We start from the raw sequence: 14,470 nt of genomic DNA, 5'->3' as shown, positions 1-14,470 counted from the left end.
GCGTCTATTTGAGGCGGCAACTGCGTGCGTGCGGATGGAGGGTGATTTCACCACAGCGCTTGTTTCTCGGGGCCTGTGACCATTTCCAGAGATTTCAATACAGCGCACTCCATGGTCAGCTTGGAGAGCGCTATATATGTTGGCTTGCCACGCGAAAAAACCCTTTGAAGATGATAGCGATTCCCAACTGAAGGGTGGTCATTTCAAAAAGAGTAATAAGGGCAAGAGATAGTTATAAAACGTCTGGAGGGCACGGTTTTGTTGGGGGGCGATATCACATTGAGAAGTGATATGGAGTGATATGAAAAGTGATATTCCCGCCAAACCCCCGGTTTCATTGGGCTTGGTCATTTTGGAATATCACTTTATAAAAGAGTAATACTATTACTTCTGTATCACTTAAATATCACCCTTCCCGAACATCGCTCAAAGCCACGCGGTGCGGGGCTTGCCGCTTGATTCAAGCAGCAATATTACCTTTATCACTCTTTTTTCAGGTACAAGCACATTTTGCGAACTTCGCCACGGCTGACCGGTGCGCCAGGCTTACGCTGCTTGTGAAAGGGGTGTCGACATTGACGTGTTCACTTGCATATTCACTCCCTTTGGCACGTTTCCACCATGTCGATGGCGTCATTCCGTGGGGGCTTGGGGATGGCATTAGGGAATGTTGTCGGGGCAGAAAAACGAACTGCCCCTAACCTGGAGACATTGAAATACGCGTGATTGGAGAAAGGAGCGAATCTATACAGTTCAGAGGATACGGTTTCTTTGGGCCTCCGGGTTGCCTTGGTACGCAGGTGCTGGTGGCGTAGGCACGGCCAAGGATTGGATCTTAATCAGCATTGGTATGATGGCCCTGTTCTGGAAAACAGTATGGTTTTTCCCCCAGTGAATGTTGATCACTCTTGGCTGAATTGAGGTACCTGCGCTTGGTAAGCCGTTCGGAATGATAGTGGTCGACCCTGACGCGGTGTAGATCATCACCCAGTCGCCGACATTAGCGAAACCATGCCCGAACCAAAGCATATGGTCCTTGATTGGCGTCGTCGTACCGTCCAAAGCAGGGAGGCCTATCAGCAAGCAATACTCTGATAGGTCGCACGATTCGGTTACGTATATGGCGATGCGCTCAAGGTTAGGTACGCCGTGATCCATAACCTCAACAATTTGGAGGCTCGTAATTATACCGATGGTCATTAGCTCTTACCTCGACTGGGTATCATGTTGGTCGATAGCAAAAGTGTTGCTATGCCGAAAATTATGTAGGCCGAAGACGGTGAGTTTTTGAAAACGTCGATTCCTACTGAAAATAAGATCGGACTGAGGAACGTGCATAAACGTTGGGCAATCCCAAGCTTAAAGGCGCCGCCCAGACGCTCTTCGAATCGTACGTTTTTTATTCTTTCGTCGTGGAGCTCACGCTGAGATTTGTCCAGCTTGGACTGTGTCTCAGTAGCCAGATTTTTTGCCTCATCCCTTTCGAAGGTCAGGTCATTGATCATGGCATTGAGTACGCGAGCACCGTCGACGCCGCCAAAGTTTGTGGGATTCTCACTGGTGAGGCCCATAAAGGTTCGTGGCAGTAGCTCTCCCGTAAGAGGCGGGGCGACATCGGATAGTATTTCCGTGGCTGAGCCCTGGGTCTGCGCTCCGCTCACCCCGTTCTTGTTCGGGCTTGGTGCTTCGTCTAAAAGGTTCATATCCATTCCTTGAGCGGTGGAATTCCTTTGACCAGCACCCACCTACCGCAGATCCTAATCAAGAACAAAGCTTGTTACGTGGCTTGTTACGTATTGCGCACAAAAAAAAGGCCTGCATCGCTGCAAGCCTTTGATTTTAAATGGTGCCGGCACCAGGAGTCGAACCCGGGACCTACTGATTACAAGTCAGTTGCTCTACCAACTGAGCTATACCGGCGTGTTAGGGCGACGATTATAGCGACTGAAAAGGTTCTGTAAACCCCTGAATTCTGACTATTTTTGCAAACCCTGTGGTTTTTCGCGATCGCCGTGGTTTTTCCACATGTTCACCGCCTGAAAACCCGTACAGACAAATACACCAAGGAAGGTCATAAAATTGACCATTTACCGTTCATCCAAAATTCCATCGCCAATAGCACCAAAATAATGACACTCGCCACCCTGTTGTCACAGAATGCCCCACACAAGGGCGACTGATAATAAGACCTGCGGTAAGTACCCGCGCTTGCCGAGCTTCACGTCTTAAGTTGCGTCGTGAGGAGCAGGTAATGGGGCTTGGCAGAGAAATCCTGGCGTTATTCGGCAAGGACGTCATCCGTGATGCCGACGGCATCAATGCGCGAATGCATTTTTTCGGCACTATCCCTCAAGAATCTCATCAACCTGTCCAGCCGCTGGAGAGCCCTGTGTTGCGTCCAAAAATAGTGGCGCTGGTGTCTATCAATGGCGGTGTGGGTCGCAGCACGCTGGTGACGGCGTTGAGCAGCGGTTTGCAGCGTCATGGGGAGTCGGTGGTGGCGCTGGATCTGGACCCGCAGAATGCCTTGCATCACCACTTTGGCGTCAGTTGCACATTGCCGGGTATCGGGCGCACCAGCCTGGAGCATGGGCAATGGGGCCCGCTGCAGCAGTTGGGTTTTGCCGGGTGCCGGGTGATTACTTTCGGCGATATCGATGTCCAGCAGCAGGAGAGCCTGGAGCGTTGGCTCAAGCAGGAGCCCGCCTGGCTGGCGCGACGTCTTGGGGCATTGGGCTTGAGCGAGCGGCAGACGGTGATTATCGATACGCCCGCCGGTAATAACGTGTATTTCCATCAAGCGCTGAGCGTTGCCGATGTGGTGTTGGTGGTCGTACAGCCGGACGCTGCGTGCCTTGTCACGCTGGATCAGCTGGATACGCTGCTCGCGCCGCATCTTGAAGGCCAGTGCCCACCTGCCGTGCACGTGGTGGTTAACCAGATGAATGAACGCAGTGCGTTCAGCCTGGACATGGTCGAGACGCTCCAACATCGGCTTGGCAGAGAGCTGTTTGAAGTTCACCGCGACATGGCGATCAACGAAGCGTTGGCCTCTGCGGCAGACCCCTTGGATAACGTGACGAAGCGGCTCGCCAGTGACGACATCGATGCGCTGTGCCTGCTGCTGAAGGCATCGAAAAAAACCGCGTGAAAGCGCGGTTTATACGGTTTAGCCCAGATGCTTATGCACAATCGGTTAGTAACAGGCGTCACATAACAGCCATTTTGTGGAGGCGTTCTCAACACGCTGCAACTGCCTGTTTTGTGTGCGTTTTATTTTGTGAACAAAAAATGACCAGTGCTGCTTTTGGTCTGTAGCGCTGATGGTTACAGCCTTCGTAAAGAATTCATCAACAGAGTTATCCACAGGGCGCTGTAGGAATTTTTGCCCCTTAATCGCGCTGGGCCAGCACCATCAAGTTGCGTGGCGTGAGGCTCGGTTCACAGAAGCTGCCCAGCTCGACGTTGTAACCCTGCTCCATCAGGAACAGGGCCCGATCCAGCACCAGCCATAATTCCAGCGGGCGACGAAACAGGCCTCTGACCAATTCCAGGTTTCGTACTTCGGCCAGGCGCCGCCAGCCATGGGCTTCCAGCGCGAGCCAATCTTGATCACCTGTGGATAAACCCTTGAGGCGTGCCAGCTCCCGACAATATTCAGCGAAAGATTTATCCAGCCATTTGGCGGGCAGGGAGGGCGTGGGCAGGTAGTCGTCGCATCCGCGCAGTTGTCGTTGCAGGCGGTCAAAGCCCAGGCGCCGGGCCATGGAGATATCGCGTTGCTGGCGTACGCGGTTGCCGGCGGTGACGGTTTCGCTCAGCGGCAGGCCCAGGTCATCGATTGACAGCTGCAGGGCAGAGGCGCGCCCGGTCGCGGACAGCGCTTGATAGCGGTCGGCGTTGATGCGGTTATAGCAGCACGGTGCCAGCGCCAGTTGTTTGCAGCCGGCAGCGCTGGCCAGTTGCAGCATGCGCATGTGGAGGTCGCCACAGGCGTGCAGGGCGACTGGCGTGTGTTCGGAGTTGATCGTGACCTCCGCCATCACGTCTTGCAGGCGATGGGTGACGGGCAAGCCGTGGTGATCGCTCAAGGCTTTGCCCGAGGCGATCAGGGCCGGATCATATTCCAGGCAGGTCGCGTGTTGGCCGGGTAGCAGCAGGCGGCGGCCGAGGTGGCCTTTGCCGGCGCACCAGTCCAGCCAGTGGTTGGGCGTTACGGCAAAATTCAGGGCGGCGCCGAAGGCTTCGATCTGTTGCCATTTACGCCCCGGAACGTCGACATTCAGGCGATGGCGAGCGGGTGCAAGCGCTTGGGTCGGCAACTTATCCACAGTGCCCAGGCGCAGCGCCTGAGCCGCCAGTTGTGGAAAAGGCGCGGGCGCCGGCAGGTCGTGGGGATGATTGTGACTGGCTTCGGCGTCGTCCAGCGAGCGCTGGCGTAGCCACTGGGATAACGCGCGATGCTCGGTTTCCCAGGGTAATTGCAGGTGGGTGAAGGGCCGTGGTCGCCACAGCCCCTGGTGCTCGATCAGAAACGCATCCAGTGCCTGGAAGCGTGCCTCAACGTCCTTGGCACGCATCGACGCGCAGCCATTTTTCCAGGAGTTTGAAACCGCGCACCAGCACATAGGCCATCAACAGGTAGAACAGCCCGGCCGCGAAGAAGATCTCCACCGGCAGGTAGGTGCGCGCGATGATGGTCCGAGCCATGCCGGTCAGTTCCAGCAAGGTCACGGTGCTGGCCAGTGCGCTGGCCTTGAGCATCAGGATCACTTCGTTGCTATAGGCCGGCAGGCCGATACGCGAGGCGCGGGGCAGGATGATGTAGAACAGCGTCTTGGGCCTGGACATGCCCAGGGCGCGAGCGGCTTCGATCTCGCCCGGGGGAATGGCCTGGATCGCACCGCGCAGGATTTCAGCGATATAGGCGGCGGTGTGCAGGGTCATGGTGGCCGTGGCGCACCAGAACGGGTCGCGCAGGTAGGGCCACATGAAGCTGTGGCGCACGGCGTCGAACTGCGCCAGGCCGTAATAGACCAGGAACAACTGCACCAGCAGCGGCGTGCCACGGAAGAAGAAAATGTAGCCATAGGGCAGGGCGCTCACGTACCAGCGGCGCGAAGACCGAGCGATGCCGAGCGGGATCGCCAGCAACAGGCCGGCAATCACGGCGATCGCCACCAGCTCCAGGGTCAGGGTTGCGCCCTGGGCCAATTTAGGCAGCCACTTGATGATTACGGCCCAGTTCAGGCCCAGGTCGAAATGCGACAGCCAGCTGTAGTCACCGCTCATTGGGCGCTCCTTGCAAAGCCGCGGGCGGCGCGTTTTTCCAGGAAGTGCATGCTGGTCATGGCCAGTACGGTCAGGCCCAGGTACATGAATGCGGCGACCATGAAGAAGGTGAACGGCTGCTTGGTCACGGTCACGCCGATCTGCGCGTGGCGCATGATTTCTTCCAGGCCGATCACTGACACCAGCGCAGTGTCCTTCATCAGAATCATGAACAGGTTGCCCAGGCCCGGCAGGGCGATGCGCCACATCTGCGGCATGATCAGTCGCGTGAAAATCCGGAATTTCGACAGTCCCAATGCCACACCGGCTTCGCGGTGGCCCTTGGGAATGGCGAGGATCGCGCCACGGAACACTTCCGTGGCGTAGGCGCCAAAGCACAGGCCCAGTGCGATGACCCCGGCGGCAAAGGCGCTCAGGGAAAGGTCGGGGTTACCAAAGAACTCCCCGAGGGCGCGCATCAGGTTGACGGTGCCGAAATAAATCAGCAGCACCCACAGCAATTCGGGAATACCGCGAACGATGGTCGAATAGGTACCGCCCAGCCATTGCAGCGGCTTGTACGGTGAAGTCTTGGCCAGGGCCCCGGCCAGACCCAGCACCAGCCCCAGGCACAGGGCCGTGAGCGCCAGTTTGACGGTCATCAGCGCGCCGGCGGCAAGCGCCGGGCCGAATCCGTAGAGATCGAAATTCATGGTGTTTTCATATCGCGGCAGGCATTGCTGAAAGCCGACGCGCTCAGGTGAGCGCGCCGGGCAGGCCGTTCAGATCATTCGATGCTGAACGGGAAGTACTTGTCGTTGATCTTCTTGTAGGTGCCGTCTGCCTTGATCTCTGCCAGGGCTTTGTTCAGGCGCTCGCGCAGCGGGTCGCCCTTGCGTACGGCGATGCCGATCTTGTCGCTCTCTACAACCGGGTCGCCCTTGAATTCATAGGCCGAACCGTCTTTGCTCTTGAGCCATTCGTACTGCACGTACTTGTCGGCCAGGATGCCGTCGAGGCGGCCGGACGTCAGGTCGAGGTAAGCGTTTTCCTGGGTGTCATACAGCTTGGCCTCGGTGTCGGGCAGCTTGTCTTCCAGGTAGGTACCGGCCAGCGTTGCACGTTGTGCACCGATCACCTTGCCCTTGAGGTAGGCGGCGTCGGTCTTGAAATCCGCCGTGGCTTTGGGCGCAATGAACTGCAGCTTGTTGGAGTAGTACGGGTCGGTAAAGTCGACGGCCTGCTTGCGCTCATCGGTGATGGACAGCGAGGACACCAGGAAGTCGAACTTCTTGGCGTTCAGGGCCGGGATGATGCCGTCCCAGTCGGACACATACACTTCGCACTTCTCGACTTTCATCTTGGCGCACAGGGCGTCGCCGATGTCCTTGTCGAAACCGACGACATTGCCGCTGGCGTCTTTATTGTTGAAGGGCGGGTAGGCCGCTTCGATCCCCATCTTCAAGGTTTCCGCCATGGCCGTGGCGCTGAACGCCATCGAGACGGCCGCGGCCAGAAGGAATTTTTTATAGGTCTGCATGCATGTTGCTCCGTTAGCGGTTGCTGGACATGAATTGTTTGCAGCGCGCCGAAAGCGGGTTGTCGAACACCTGCTGTGGCGATCCTTGCTCTTCGACCAGGCCCTGGTGCAGGAACACCACTTCGCTGGACACTTGGCGGGCGAAGCCCATTTCGTGGGTGACCAGCAGCATGGTGCGGCCTTCTTCGGCCAGCGCGCGGATCACATTAAGTACTTCCTGGACCATTTCCGGGTCAAGCGCCGACGTCGGCTCATCGAACAGAATGACTTTAGGTTGCATGGCCAGCGTCCGCGCAATGGCGGCGCGTTGTTGCTGGCCACCGGACAGTTGCGCCGGGTAGGCGTGACGCTTGTCAGCGATGCCGACCTTGGCCAGCAGGGCTTCGGCCACTTCTGTCGCCTCGGCCTTGCTCTGGCCGAGTACACGGCGGGGCGCCTCGATGATGTTGTCGAGGATGCTCATGTGCGGCCACAGGTTAAAGTTTTGAAACACAAAACCGATTTCGCTGCGCAGGCGGTTGATCTGCTTGCCGTCGGCGGCAAACAATTCGCCGTTTTTCGCGGCCTTGAGCTTGAGTTCTTCACCGGCCACCAGGATCTGCCCCTGGTGCGGGTTTTCGAGCAGGTTGATGCAGCGAAGGAAGGTGGACTTGCCGGAGCCGGAGGAACCCAGGATCGAGATCACATCGCCGTCGCGAGCGGTCAGCGAGATACCTTTGAGTACCTCCAGCTCACCATAGCGTTTATGCAAGTTGCGGATTTCAAGCGCGGGCGTGGCCTCGGCCATGTGCGGTCCTCATTGTGTTCGTTGCGATCTTCGCTGTTGGGCCGCCTTCCTGGCGAGGCGCCAAGCTAGCATAGCGTTTGGATGACAGCCAACAGCGCTGCGGACGGTTAACGGGTGGTCTGCGGCAGGGTGTCGCATCGGCACAGCGGCGTGTCGCGCCATCTACAACCGAACAGACGTTTGAACCCGGAGCATCTACAGGCTTCGCGTAAAAAAGGGCGCGATGGTGCCAGCTTTGGGCAGGTGTTGGAAGGGTTAACCGGGCAAACGGCGCTTATCAGCGCTTTAATGGAGCGTCACGCACTTTCTGTGTGTGTTTTTGGTGCACCTGTCCGTCTGCAAGGTGAGTCGCACGGTAACGCTATAGCGGAATGCCATTGTTCTCAAAGACTTGCGCTCACTACTGAATTTTCCTACAGCCCACGTCAACTGTGCCTTTGTTACATTTTGGCGCAAATCTTGCGTAAAAAATAAAGAACGCCCTGTTGGTTTCTTTTCACGAGAAAGACCGCAGGCCCGGCGAACCGTTTTCGCAATTCCTCGCAAAGGTGTGTCAATGAGTAGTACGCAAAGCTCCAATGACCTCGAACAGGGGCTCAAACCGCGGCATGTCACCATGCTGTCGATTGCCGGTGTTATCGGTGCCGGTTTGTTTGTCGGCTCCGGCCACGCGATTGCCGCCGCCGGCCCGGCCGTACTGCTGGCCTATGCGGCTGCCGGTACGCTGGTGGTACTGGTGATGCGCATGCTTGCCGAGATGGCGGTTGCGTCGCCGGACACAGGCTCATTCTCGACTTACGCCGACGGCGCAATCGGCCACTGGGCCGGCTTTACCATCGGCTGGTTGTACTGGTGGTTCTGGGTGCTGGTGATTCCGCTGGAAGCCAACGCGGCGGCGACCATCCTGCATGCCTGGTTCCCCGACGTGGCGATCTGGGCCTTTACCCTGATCATTACCTTGCTGCTGACCGCGACCAACCTGTTCAGTGTGAAGAACTACGGTGAGTTCGAGTTCTGGTTTGCGCTGATCAAGGTCGTGGCGATCGTGGGCTTCGTTATCCTCGGCCTGGCGGCGATTTTCGGCTTGCTGCCCACCAGCCAGGTCAGCGGTGTATCGCACCTGTTCGACACCCAGGGCTTTATGCCGAACGGCATGGGCGCGGTGCTGGCGGCGATCCTGACCACCATGTTCTCGTTCATGGGCACTGAGATCGTCACCATTGCCGCCGCGGAGTCGAAGAATCCCGGCCAGCAAATCACCAAGGCCACCAACTCGGTGATCTGGCGGATTGGTTTGTTCTATCTCTTGTCGATCTTCATCGTCGTGTCCCTGGTGCCGTGGAACGATCCGACACTGGCTGCAGTGGGTTCCTACCAGACCGTGCTCGAGCGCATGGGCATTCCGAACGCCAAGCTGATCGTCGACCTGGTGGTATTGGTTGCCGTGACCAGTTGCCTCAACTCGGCGCTGTACACCGCCTCGCGCATGCTGTTCTCCCTGGGTCGTCGTGGTGATGCCCCGGCTGTGGCCAAGCGCACCAATAAAAGCGGTACGCCTTACTGGGCGGTGCTGCTGTCCACCGGCGCTGCGTTCCTGGCGGTATTTGCCAACTATGTGGCACCGGCGGCGGTCTTTGAATTCCTGCTGGCCAGTTCCGGCGCCATTGCCCTGCTGGTGTACCTGGTGATCGCAGTGTCACAACTGCGCATGCGTCAGAAGCGTGCGGCGGCGGGTGAGAAGATTGTCTTCAAGATGTGGCTGTTCCCGGGCCTGACCTACGCGGTGATGGTGTTTATCGTGGGTACATTGACCATCATGCTGTTCCAGGAAGCCCATCGGGTCGAAATCATCGCGACGGGCGTTCTGAGCTTGCTGGTGGTGTTGGCGGGGCTGTTTGTTGCCAGTCGTCGCAAGGCCCAGAGAGCCGGCGCTCCCGTACTGAACTGACAACATGTAGATCAAAAAATGTGGGAGGGGGCTTGCCCCGATAGTGGTGGGTCAGTTGACAAATAGGTGACTGACCCACTGCCATCGGGGGCAAGCCCCCTCCCACATTTGTATGTGTCAGTCTGCTGAGTTCGTCAGCGCTTGGGATGCGGCGATTCGATCCACGCCAATGTACGGCGGCGTGTGAGCTGTTCCAGGAAGCCCGTTGGGTCGAAATCATCGCGACGGGCGTTCTGAGCTTGCTGGTGGTGTTGGCGGGGCTGTTTGTTGCCAGTCGTCGCAAGGCCCAGAGAGCCGGCGCTCCCGTACTGAACTGACAAGATGTAGATCAAAATGTGGGAGGGGGCTTGCCCCCGATAACGGTGGGTCAGTTGACAAATAGGTGACTGACCCACTGCCATCGGGGGCAAGCCCCCTCCCACATTTGTCTGTGTCAGTATGCTGAATTCGTCAGCGCTTGGGATGCGGCGATTCGATCCACGCCAATGTCCGGCGGCGGGTGAGCTGTTCCAGGAAGCCCATCGGGTCGAAATCATCGCGACGGGCGTTCTGAGCTTGCTGGTTGTGTTGGCGGGGTTGTTTGTTGCCAGTCGCCGCAAGGCGCAGAGAGCCGGCGCTCCCGTACTGAACTGACAAAATGTAGATCAAAATGTGGGAGGGGGCTTGCCCCGATAGCGGTGGGTCAGTTGACAAATAGGTGACTGACCCACTGCCATCGGGGGCAAGCCCCCTCCCACATTTGTATGTGTCAGTCTGCTGAGTTTGCCAGCGCTTGGGATGCGGCGACGTAGTCCGCCTGGAACTGCGGCGATTCGATCCATGCCAATGCGGCGGCCTCGTCATCGCTGTCAGTGGCCCATTGCCGATATTCAATCAGCGCGGCCAGGATAAAGTCGGTCGCTTCCTCTTCGCCTTCCTGTTCCAGCACCAGCGCCAGCAGCGGGTGCGCCAGGAATACCGCACACAGCGCCTGCTGGCTGGTTTCGCCCGCCGTGCGCATCTCCATGAACAGCTCGGTCAAGTCCACCGACTCAAGGTCGATACGGCTGTCGTCGCCGGCGAATGCGTCCGGCTTGGTGGCGACGGCGCGCTGGGTACGGTTTTGCTTGGCCTTGGTTTTTGCCCGCTGGGCGCGTTTTTGCTGCTTGTTTGGCGAGGCCATGGGCGTAACGTCCTTGGGGTTGGGGCAGGTATTGAAGCGCAGGTTGGGGGAAATCCCAAGCAGGTTTGCTCGCACATCCAACTCGACCACCGGGCAATAGATGAATAGGCTTGGCCTTCGCCACCTGCCAGAGCGTCTTCATGACCCGCGACACCCTTGAGCACAATCAGATTCCCCTCTATTTTGCCGCCACCCTGCTGGCCGCGCTCTGTGGTGCATTTGCGCCGTCTTTTGCTCAGGGGCTTGGCGCACTGGTCACGCCCGCCATCGCGGTATTGATGTACGCGATGTTCCTGCAAATCCCTTTTCTCGAACTGCGCCGTGGCTGGGGTAGCCGGCGCTTTATGCTGGCGTTGCTGCTGGCCAATTTCATCCTGGTGCCCTTGCTGGTATGGGCGCTGACCCGTGGCCTGTTGGAGCACCCTGCGCTGTTGGTGGGCGCGTTGCTGGTATTGCTGACGCCGTGTATCGATTACGTGGTGGTGTTTACCCACATCGGCAAAGGTGATTCGCGGTTGATGCTGGCGGCCACGCCGTTACTGTTACTGGTGCAATTGGCCCTGCTGCCGGTGTACCTGGGGTTGATACTGGGAGCGCACTCGGAGGTGGTGATCGCGGTCGCGCCGTTTATCGAAGCGTTCCTGTTGTTGATCGCGCTGCCGATGCTGCTGGCCGCGTTGACGGCTTTTTACGCGCGACGATCACTGCTGATCAACCGGTGGAACAGCGCCTGGGCCTGGTTGCCGGTGCCGGCGATGGCCCTCGTGCTGTTTGTAGTGATCGGATCGCAGATCACATCAGTGATTCGGGATATCCGCCTGCTTGTGCCTGTGCTGCCCATCTACGCAGGCTTCGCGCTGCTGGCGCCGCTGATGGGGATGTTGGCCGCGCGGGTGTTCGCGCTGCCTGCGGCAACGGCGCGTGCGGTGACGTTCAGCGCATCCACCCGCAATTCCCTGGTGGTGTTGCCCCTGGCGCTGGCGTTGCCTGAAGGTACACGCGGTTTGGCCGCGACGGCGGTCATCCTGCAAACATTGGTCGAACTGGTTGCGCAGTTGATCTACATCCGCCTGATCCCGGCCCTGGTATGGCGCGCCAGTCGGTAATGCATGAATGTGCAGGTTCGTTCAGACGCTGTTCAGGGGGGCGGTCGGCACCATAAGCCCGCGCTTCCCACCTGACAGGTCACCCGATGGATCATCACAACCGCTTTCGCCTGGAGTCACTGGGCATCTTTCTGATCGCCTTGTTGCTGTTCACCCTGGGTATCTGGGATCAGCAGCCCCAAGGCTTCGACGGACGATGGGCGTTGTTCCTGCAGGAAATGTTTCGCCACGGCGCGAGTCTTTTCCCTACCACCTACGGCCAGCCGTACGCGGATTACCCCGGCACCGCGACGTTCTTCAGTTTTGTCTTCGCCCGGCTGTTTGACGCGCCGAACCATCTGGCGAATGTGCTGCCCACCGCGCTCGCTTCGGCGGGGGTCGTTGCCCTGATCTATCGCCTGCTCGCACCGGCCAGCCGGCCTTGGGCATTACTGACGGTGCTGCTGACTCTGCTCACCACCCAACTGCTCGAAAAGTCGCGCTCGGTGTGCCTGGACCAGATGGTCGCGCTGCTGTGCGTCGGCAGTTTCTACCTGCTGCACAGTGGCGAGCGGTTGGGCTCACGGTTCAGGCAACTCGCGGTTTTCCCCTTGTTTGTCTTGGCCTTCGCGATTCGTGGGCCGCTGGGGTTGATCGAGGTGTGTGGCGTGACATGTGTGTACTGGGCGCTGGGCCGGCCGGGGGAGCGGGTCAGGCAGGTGTTGGTTCACGGCGTGGTCGGCTTGTTGATGCTGCTGGCGTGCTGGTGGGTGCTGATGAAACTCGCCCGAATCAGCGGGGGCGATGCCTTTGCCGATGAGGTGTTCAAGATGCAGGTCGGTGGGCGGCTGGATGAGTCCGGCGAGCCGTTTTACTTCTACTTTCAGCTGAGTTTGTACCGGTACTTCCCGGTGGTGCCGTTGGCCCTGGCGACGTTGATCGCGCTGCGTCACCGCTGGGCGCAGCGCTGGGTCAATGATGATGTGCAGTTGCTGATACGCCTCGGCGCGTGCGGCTTGATGATTTTGCTCGGCCTGTCAGTACCGCACTTCAAGCGTGCCTATTACATCCTGCCCATGGTGCCGATGTTTGCCGCTGTGGCGGCCTACGGGCTGCTTCAGGCGCAAGGCTGGCTCGTTGGCGTGCGCCGCTGCTACGAGGGGCTCGTCGTCGCGCTGCCGGCGCTGTGCGTGGTGGTGGTGTTTGCGTGTCGGTATGCCTGGCACAAGCACGGCTATTGGCCTGATGTTTCGATGCCGTTATTGATCGGCGTGCTTGTGCTGATGCAAGTGGCGGCGCTGTTGGCGTGGCGTCGGGCCGGGCGGTTGGTGTGGCTGAGCATGATCGCCCTGGCGGCGCAGTGGTTGCTGCTGGTCACCGTCATCGAGCCGGCCAAGGATCTTCAGTTCGATACGCGGGAGTTTGTCAGCCAGGTGGAGGCGTTGCGGGATGCGCAGCCGGGCCCTCTGGTATTTGTCGACCTGGGCCGGGACACCTGGGCGGTGCGCTACATGATGAACCTGGACCACGATGAACAGCCGTTTTTCGTCGGGCGTAACGAACTGGAAAAGCTCGCCACATTGCCCCGGCCATCCTGGGTGATTGTGGCGCGCAAGGACGCGGCGCTGTTGAAGGGGTCGCCGGTCGAGCCGTTGGCGCCGAGCTTTCAGGGGCGGTTGAATGACAATGCGTTGATGGTGTTTCTGCTCAACTGAGAAGCCCTTTTTAGAAAGCATCCGAGGCGACGCTCGGCGCGTTACCGTTACTCATCAGTTAGATCATTGCTACCGTCTATCGGAATCGCCAGGCAAGATACCGATTTTTAATAATATTTTATTTAAAAATCAGTCAGTTAGTTGTTTTTAAGGCGCCTGCCGATAAAGCAGTCGGGATATTGGCATGACGCATGCTTCGATGTTAATTTGCCGCCCTTTGTAAATCGACGGATCGAACATGTACTTGCTCCTGCCATGGACTCGGCTGCTGGGCGTCTGCCTGCTGACTTTCTTCACGCTGAACAGCGCATTCGCGGCCCCCACCCCCGGGGACCAGGACCTGATCCGCGATCGGCAGAACCGCCTGCTCGAAGAGCAACAGCGGCGCCTTGAAGAACTCAAGGACCTGCCCGGCAAAGCGGCCAAACCCGAGGCGCCCACCGCGCCCGCCGACACCCGTTGCTTCCCGATCAAAGACATCGAACTCAAAGGCGCCGACAGCCTGCCGGCCTCCGAGCGCGAGCGCCTGCTCAAGCCCTATGTCGGCCAATGCCTGGGCGTGTCCCAGCTCAACGATCTGCTCAAGGCCATCACCGACTACTACCTCGGCAAAGGCCGCGTCACCAGCCGCGCCTACCTGCCGCAGCAGGACCTGTCCACCGGCCACCTGCAAGTGCTGGTGGTGGAAGGCAAGCTCGAAGCCTTGCGCAGCGCCGAAGGCAGCACCGTGACCGAACGCGAACTGGCCATGGCCTTTCCCGGCAAGGTCGGCGAAGCGCTGAACCTGCGTGAAATCGAGCAACTGGTGGACCAGCTCAACCGTCTGCCGTCCAAACAGGCGCAGATGGAACTGACCCCCGGCAAGCAAGTCGGCGGCAGCGACGTGGTGGTCAAGAACACCGCGCAAAAGCCCTGGCGCGCCAGCCTGTCGCGCAATAACGACGGCCAGAAAAGCACCGGCG

Annotated in this window: 15 protein-coding genes and 1 tRNA gene; 7 read left to right on the top strand and 9 right to left on the bottom strand. The window is 58.8% G+C overall.

The window, feature by feature from the left end; translation table 11 throughout:
- Positions 1 to 753: 753 nt before the first annotated feature.
- The 3 genes from J1G34_RS16255 to J1G34_RS16245 all read right to left on the bottom strand — a co-directional run bounded on the left by J1G34_RS16255 (position 754) and on the right by J1G34_RS16245 (position 1,920).
- Entirely contained in the window at positions 754 to 1,200 is a 447-nt protein-coding gene (locus J1G34_RS16255) for a hypothetical protein (protein ID WP_222994336.1), read from the bottom strand.
- The gene (locus J1G34_RS16250) at positions 1,200 to 1,703 is read right to left on the bottom strand and encodes a hypothetical protein (protein WP_222994335.1); all 504 of its coding nucleotides are present in this window, start codon (positions 1,701 to 1,703) and stop codon (positions 1,200 to 1,202) included. The genes J1G34_RS16255 and J1G34_RS16250 overlap by 1 nt, the downstream gene beginning before the upstream one ends.
- Before the next feature lie 141 nt (positions 1,704 to 1,844).
- A tRNA-Thr gene (locus J1G34_RS16245) sits at positions 1,845 to 1,920 on the bottom strand.
- A 331-nt stretch (positions 1,921 to 2,251) separates the two neighbouring features.
- Here J1G34_RS16245 and bcsQ point away from each other — a divergent pair.
- The gene (gene bcsQ, locus J1G34_RS16240; protein WP_130138492.1) at positions 2,252 to 3,151 is read left to right on the top strand and encodes a cellulose biosynthesis protein BcsQ; all 900 of its coding nucleotides are present in this window, start codon (positions 2,252 to 2,254) and stop codon (positions 3,149 to 3,151) included.
- Positions 3,152 to 3,392: 241 nt separating this feature from the next.
- Here bcsQ and J1G34_RS16235 read toward each other — a convergent pair whose 3' ends face one another.
- The 5 genes from J1G34_RS16235 to J1G34_RS16215 form a co-directional block, all read right to left on the bottom strand.
- Positions 3,393 to 4,580, bottom strand: coding sequence for a methyltransferase (locus J1G34_RS16235; protein WP_065935986.1), 1,188 nt, complete (start codon positions 4,578 to 4,580; stop codon positions 3,393 to 3,395).
- On the bottom strand, positions 4,561 to 5,250 hold the full coding sequence (locus J1G34_RS16230; protein ID WP_065892682.1) for an ABC transporter permease: 690 nt from the start codon (positions 5,248 to 5,250) through the stop codon (positions 4,561 to 4,563). The genes J1G34_RS16235 and J1G34_RS16230 overlap by 20 nt, the downstream gene beginning before the upstream one ends.
- Positions 5,251 to 5,288: 38 nt before the next feature.
- The gene (locus J1G34_RS16225; protein WP_065892679.1) at positions 5,289 to 5,984 is read right to left on the bottom strand and encodes an ABC transporter permease; all 696 of its coding nucleotides are present in this window, start codon (positions 5,982 to 5,984) and stop codon (positions 5,289 to 5,291) included.
- Between the two features lie 74 nt (positions 5,985 to 6,058).
- Complete coding sequence (locus J1G34_RS16220; RefSeq protein WP_005783892.1) at positions 6,059 to 6,811, bottom strand: ABC transporter substrate-binding protein; 753 nt, start codon at positions 6,809 to 6,811, stop codon at positions 6,059 to 6,061.
- 13 nt (positions 6,812 to 6,824) lie between these two features.
- A complete protein-coding gene (locus tag J1G34_RS16215) occupies positions 6,825 to 7,598 on the bottom strand; it encodes an ABC transporter ATP-binding protein (RefSeq protein WP_104501316.1) in 774 nt (257 codons plus the stop codon).
- A gap of 556 nt (positions 7,599 to 8,154) precedes the next feature.
- Here J1G34_RS16215 and gabP point away from each other — a divergent pair.
- The 3 genes from gabP to J1G34_RS16200 all read left to right on the top strand — a co-directional run bounded on the left by gabP (position 8,155) and on the right by J1G34_RS16200 (position 10,179).
- Complete coding sequence (gene gabP, locus J1G34_RS16210; RefSeq protein WP_222994334.1) at positions 8,155 to 9,546, top strand: GABA permease; 1,392 nt, start codon at positions 8,155 to 8,157, stop codon at positions 9,544 to 9,546.
- A 146-nt stretch (positions 9,547 to 9,692) separates the two neighbouring features.
- Positions 9,693 to 9,863 carry a hypothetical protein gene (locus J1G34_RS16205; protein ID WP_222994376.1) on the top strand — a complete coding sequence of 57 codons (171 nt, stop codon included), beginning with the start codon at positions 9,693 to 9,695 and terminating at the stop codon, positions 9,861 to 9,863.
- A 145-nt stretch (positions 9,864 to 10,008) separates the two neighbouring features.
- Positions 10,009 to 10,179: a hypothetical protein gene (locus J1G34_RS16200; RefSeq protein WP_158254500.1), complete on the top strand. Its 171-nt coding sequence runs from the start codon at positions 10,009 to 10,011 to the stop codon at positions 10,177 to 10,179.
- A 115-nt stretch (positions 10,180 to 10,294) separates the two neighbouring features.
- Here the strand turns inward: J1G34_RS16200 and J1G34_RS16195 are convergent, their stop codons facing one another.
- The gene (locus J1G34_RS16195) at positions 10,295 to 10,708 is read right to left on the bottom strand and encodes a hypothetical protein (protein WP_222994371.1); all 414 of its coding nucleotides are present in this window, start codon (positions 10,706 to 10,708) and stop codon (positions 10,295 to 10,297) included.
- A 140-nt stretch (positions 10,709 to 10,848) separates the two neighbouring features.
- Here J1G34_RS16195 and J1G34_RS16190 point away from each other — a divergent pair, with 140 nt between their 5' ends.
- From J1G34_RS16190 to J1G34_RS16180, 3 genes are all read left to right on the top strand, one after another.
- The gene (locus tag J1G34_RS16190) at positions 10,849 to 11,814 is read left to right on the top strand and encodes an arsenic resistance protein (protein WP_065898030.1); all 966 of its coding nucleotides are present in this window, start codon (positions 10,849 to 10,851) and stop codon (positions 11,812 to 11,814) included.
- Positions 11,815 to 11,900: 86 nt separating this feature from the next.
- The gene (locus tag J1G34_RS16185) at positions 11,901 to 13,508 is read left to right on the top strand and encodes an ArnT family glycosyltransferase (RefSeq protein ID WP_222994333.1); all 1,608 of its coding nucleotides are present in this window, start codon (positions 11,901 to 11,903) and stop codon (positions 13,506 to 13,508) included.
- 238 nt (positions 13,509 to 13,746) lie between these two features.
- The coding region (locus J1G34_RS16180; protein ID WP_262411823.1) for a ShlB/FhaC/HecB family hemolysin secretion/activation protein at positions 13,747 to 14,470 on the top strand (724 nt) is incomplete at its 3' end.

Origin of the sequence: Pseudomonas sp. Wu6 (genome assembly GCF_019891515.1) — a bacterium.
Lineage (GTDB): Bacteria > Pseudomonadota > Gammaproteobacteria > Pseudomonadales > Pseudomonadaceae > Aquipseudomonas > Aquipseudomonas orientalis_A.
This window is presented reverse-complemented; position numbering and strand designations above follow the sequence as displayed.

Bases quoted from the DNA above. Each gene is read 5' to 3' on its own strand.
- J1G34_RS16255 (WP_222994336.1), bottom strand. From the start codon at position 1,200: ATGACCATCGGTATAATTACGAGCCTCCAAATTGTTGAGGTTATGGAT.
- J1G34_RS16250 (WP_222994335.1), bottom strand. From the start codon at position 1,703: ATGAACCTTTTAGACGAAGCACCAAGCCCGAACAAGAACGGGGTGAGC.
- bcsQ (WP_130138492.1), top strand. From the start codon at position 2,252: ATGGGGCTTGGCAGAGAAATCCTGGCGTTATTCGGCAAGGACGTCATC.
- J1G34_RS16235 (WP_065935986.1), bottom strand. From the start codon at position 4,580: ATGCGTGCCAAGGACGTTGAGGCACGCTTCCAGGCACTGGATGCGTTT.
- J1G34_RS16225 (WP_065892679.1), bottom strand. From the start codon at position 5,984: ATGAATTTCGATCTCTACGGATTCGGCCCGGCGCTTGCCGCCGGCGCG.
- J1G34_RS16220 (WP_005783892.1), bottom strand. From the start codon at position 6,811: ATGCAGACCTATAAAAAATTCCTTCTGGCCGCGGCCGTCTCGATGGCG.
- J1G34_RS16215 (WP_104501316.1), bottom strand. From the start codon at position 7,598: ATGGCCGAGGCCACGCCCGCGCTTGAAATCCGCAACTTGCATAAACGC.
- gabP (WP_222994334.1), top strand. From the start codon at position 8,155: ATGAGTAGTACGCAAAGCTCCAATGACCTCGAACAGGGGCTCAAACCG.
- J1G34_RS16205 (WP_222994376.1), top strand. From the start codon at position 9,693: ATGCGGCGATTCGATCCACGCCAATGTACGGCGGCGTGTGAGCTGTTC.
- J1G34_RS16200 (WP_158254500.1), top strand. From the start codon at position 10,009: ATGCGGCGATTCGATCCACGCCAATGTCCGGCGGCGGGTGAGCTGTTC.
- J1G34_RS16195 (WP_222994371.1), bottom strand. From the start codon at position 10,708: ATGGCCTCGCCAAACAAGCAGCAAAAACGCGCCCAGCGGGCAAAAACC.
- J1G34_RS16190 (WP_065898030.1), top strand. From the start codon at position 10,849: ATGACCCGCGACACCCTTGAGCACAATCAGATTCCCCTCTATTTTGCC.
- J1G34_RS16185 (WP_222994333.1), top strand. From the start codon at position 11,901: ATGGATCATCACAACCGCTTTCGCCTGGAGTCACTGGGCATCTTTCTG.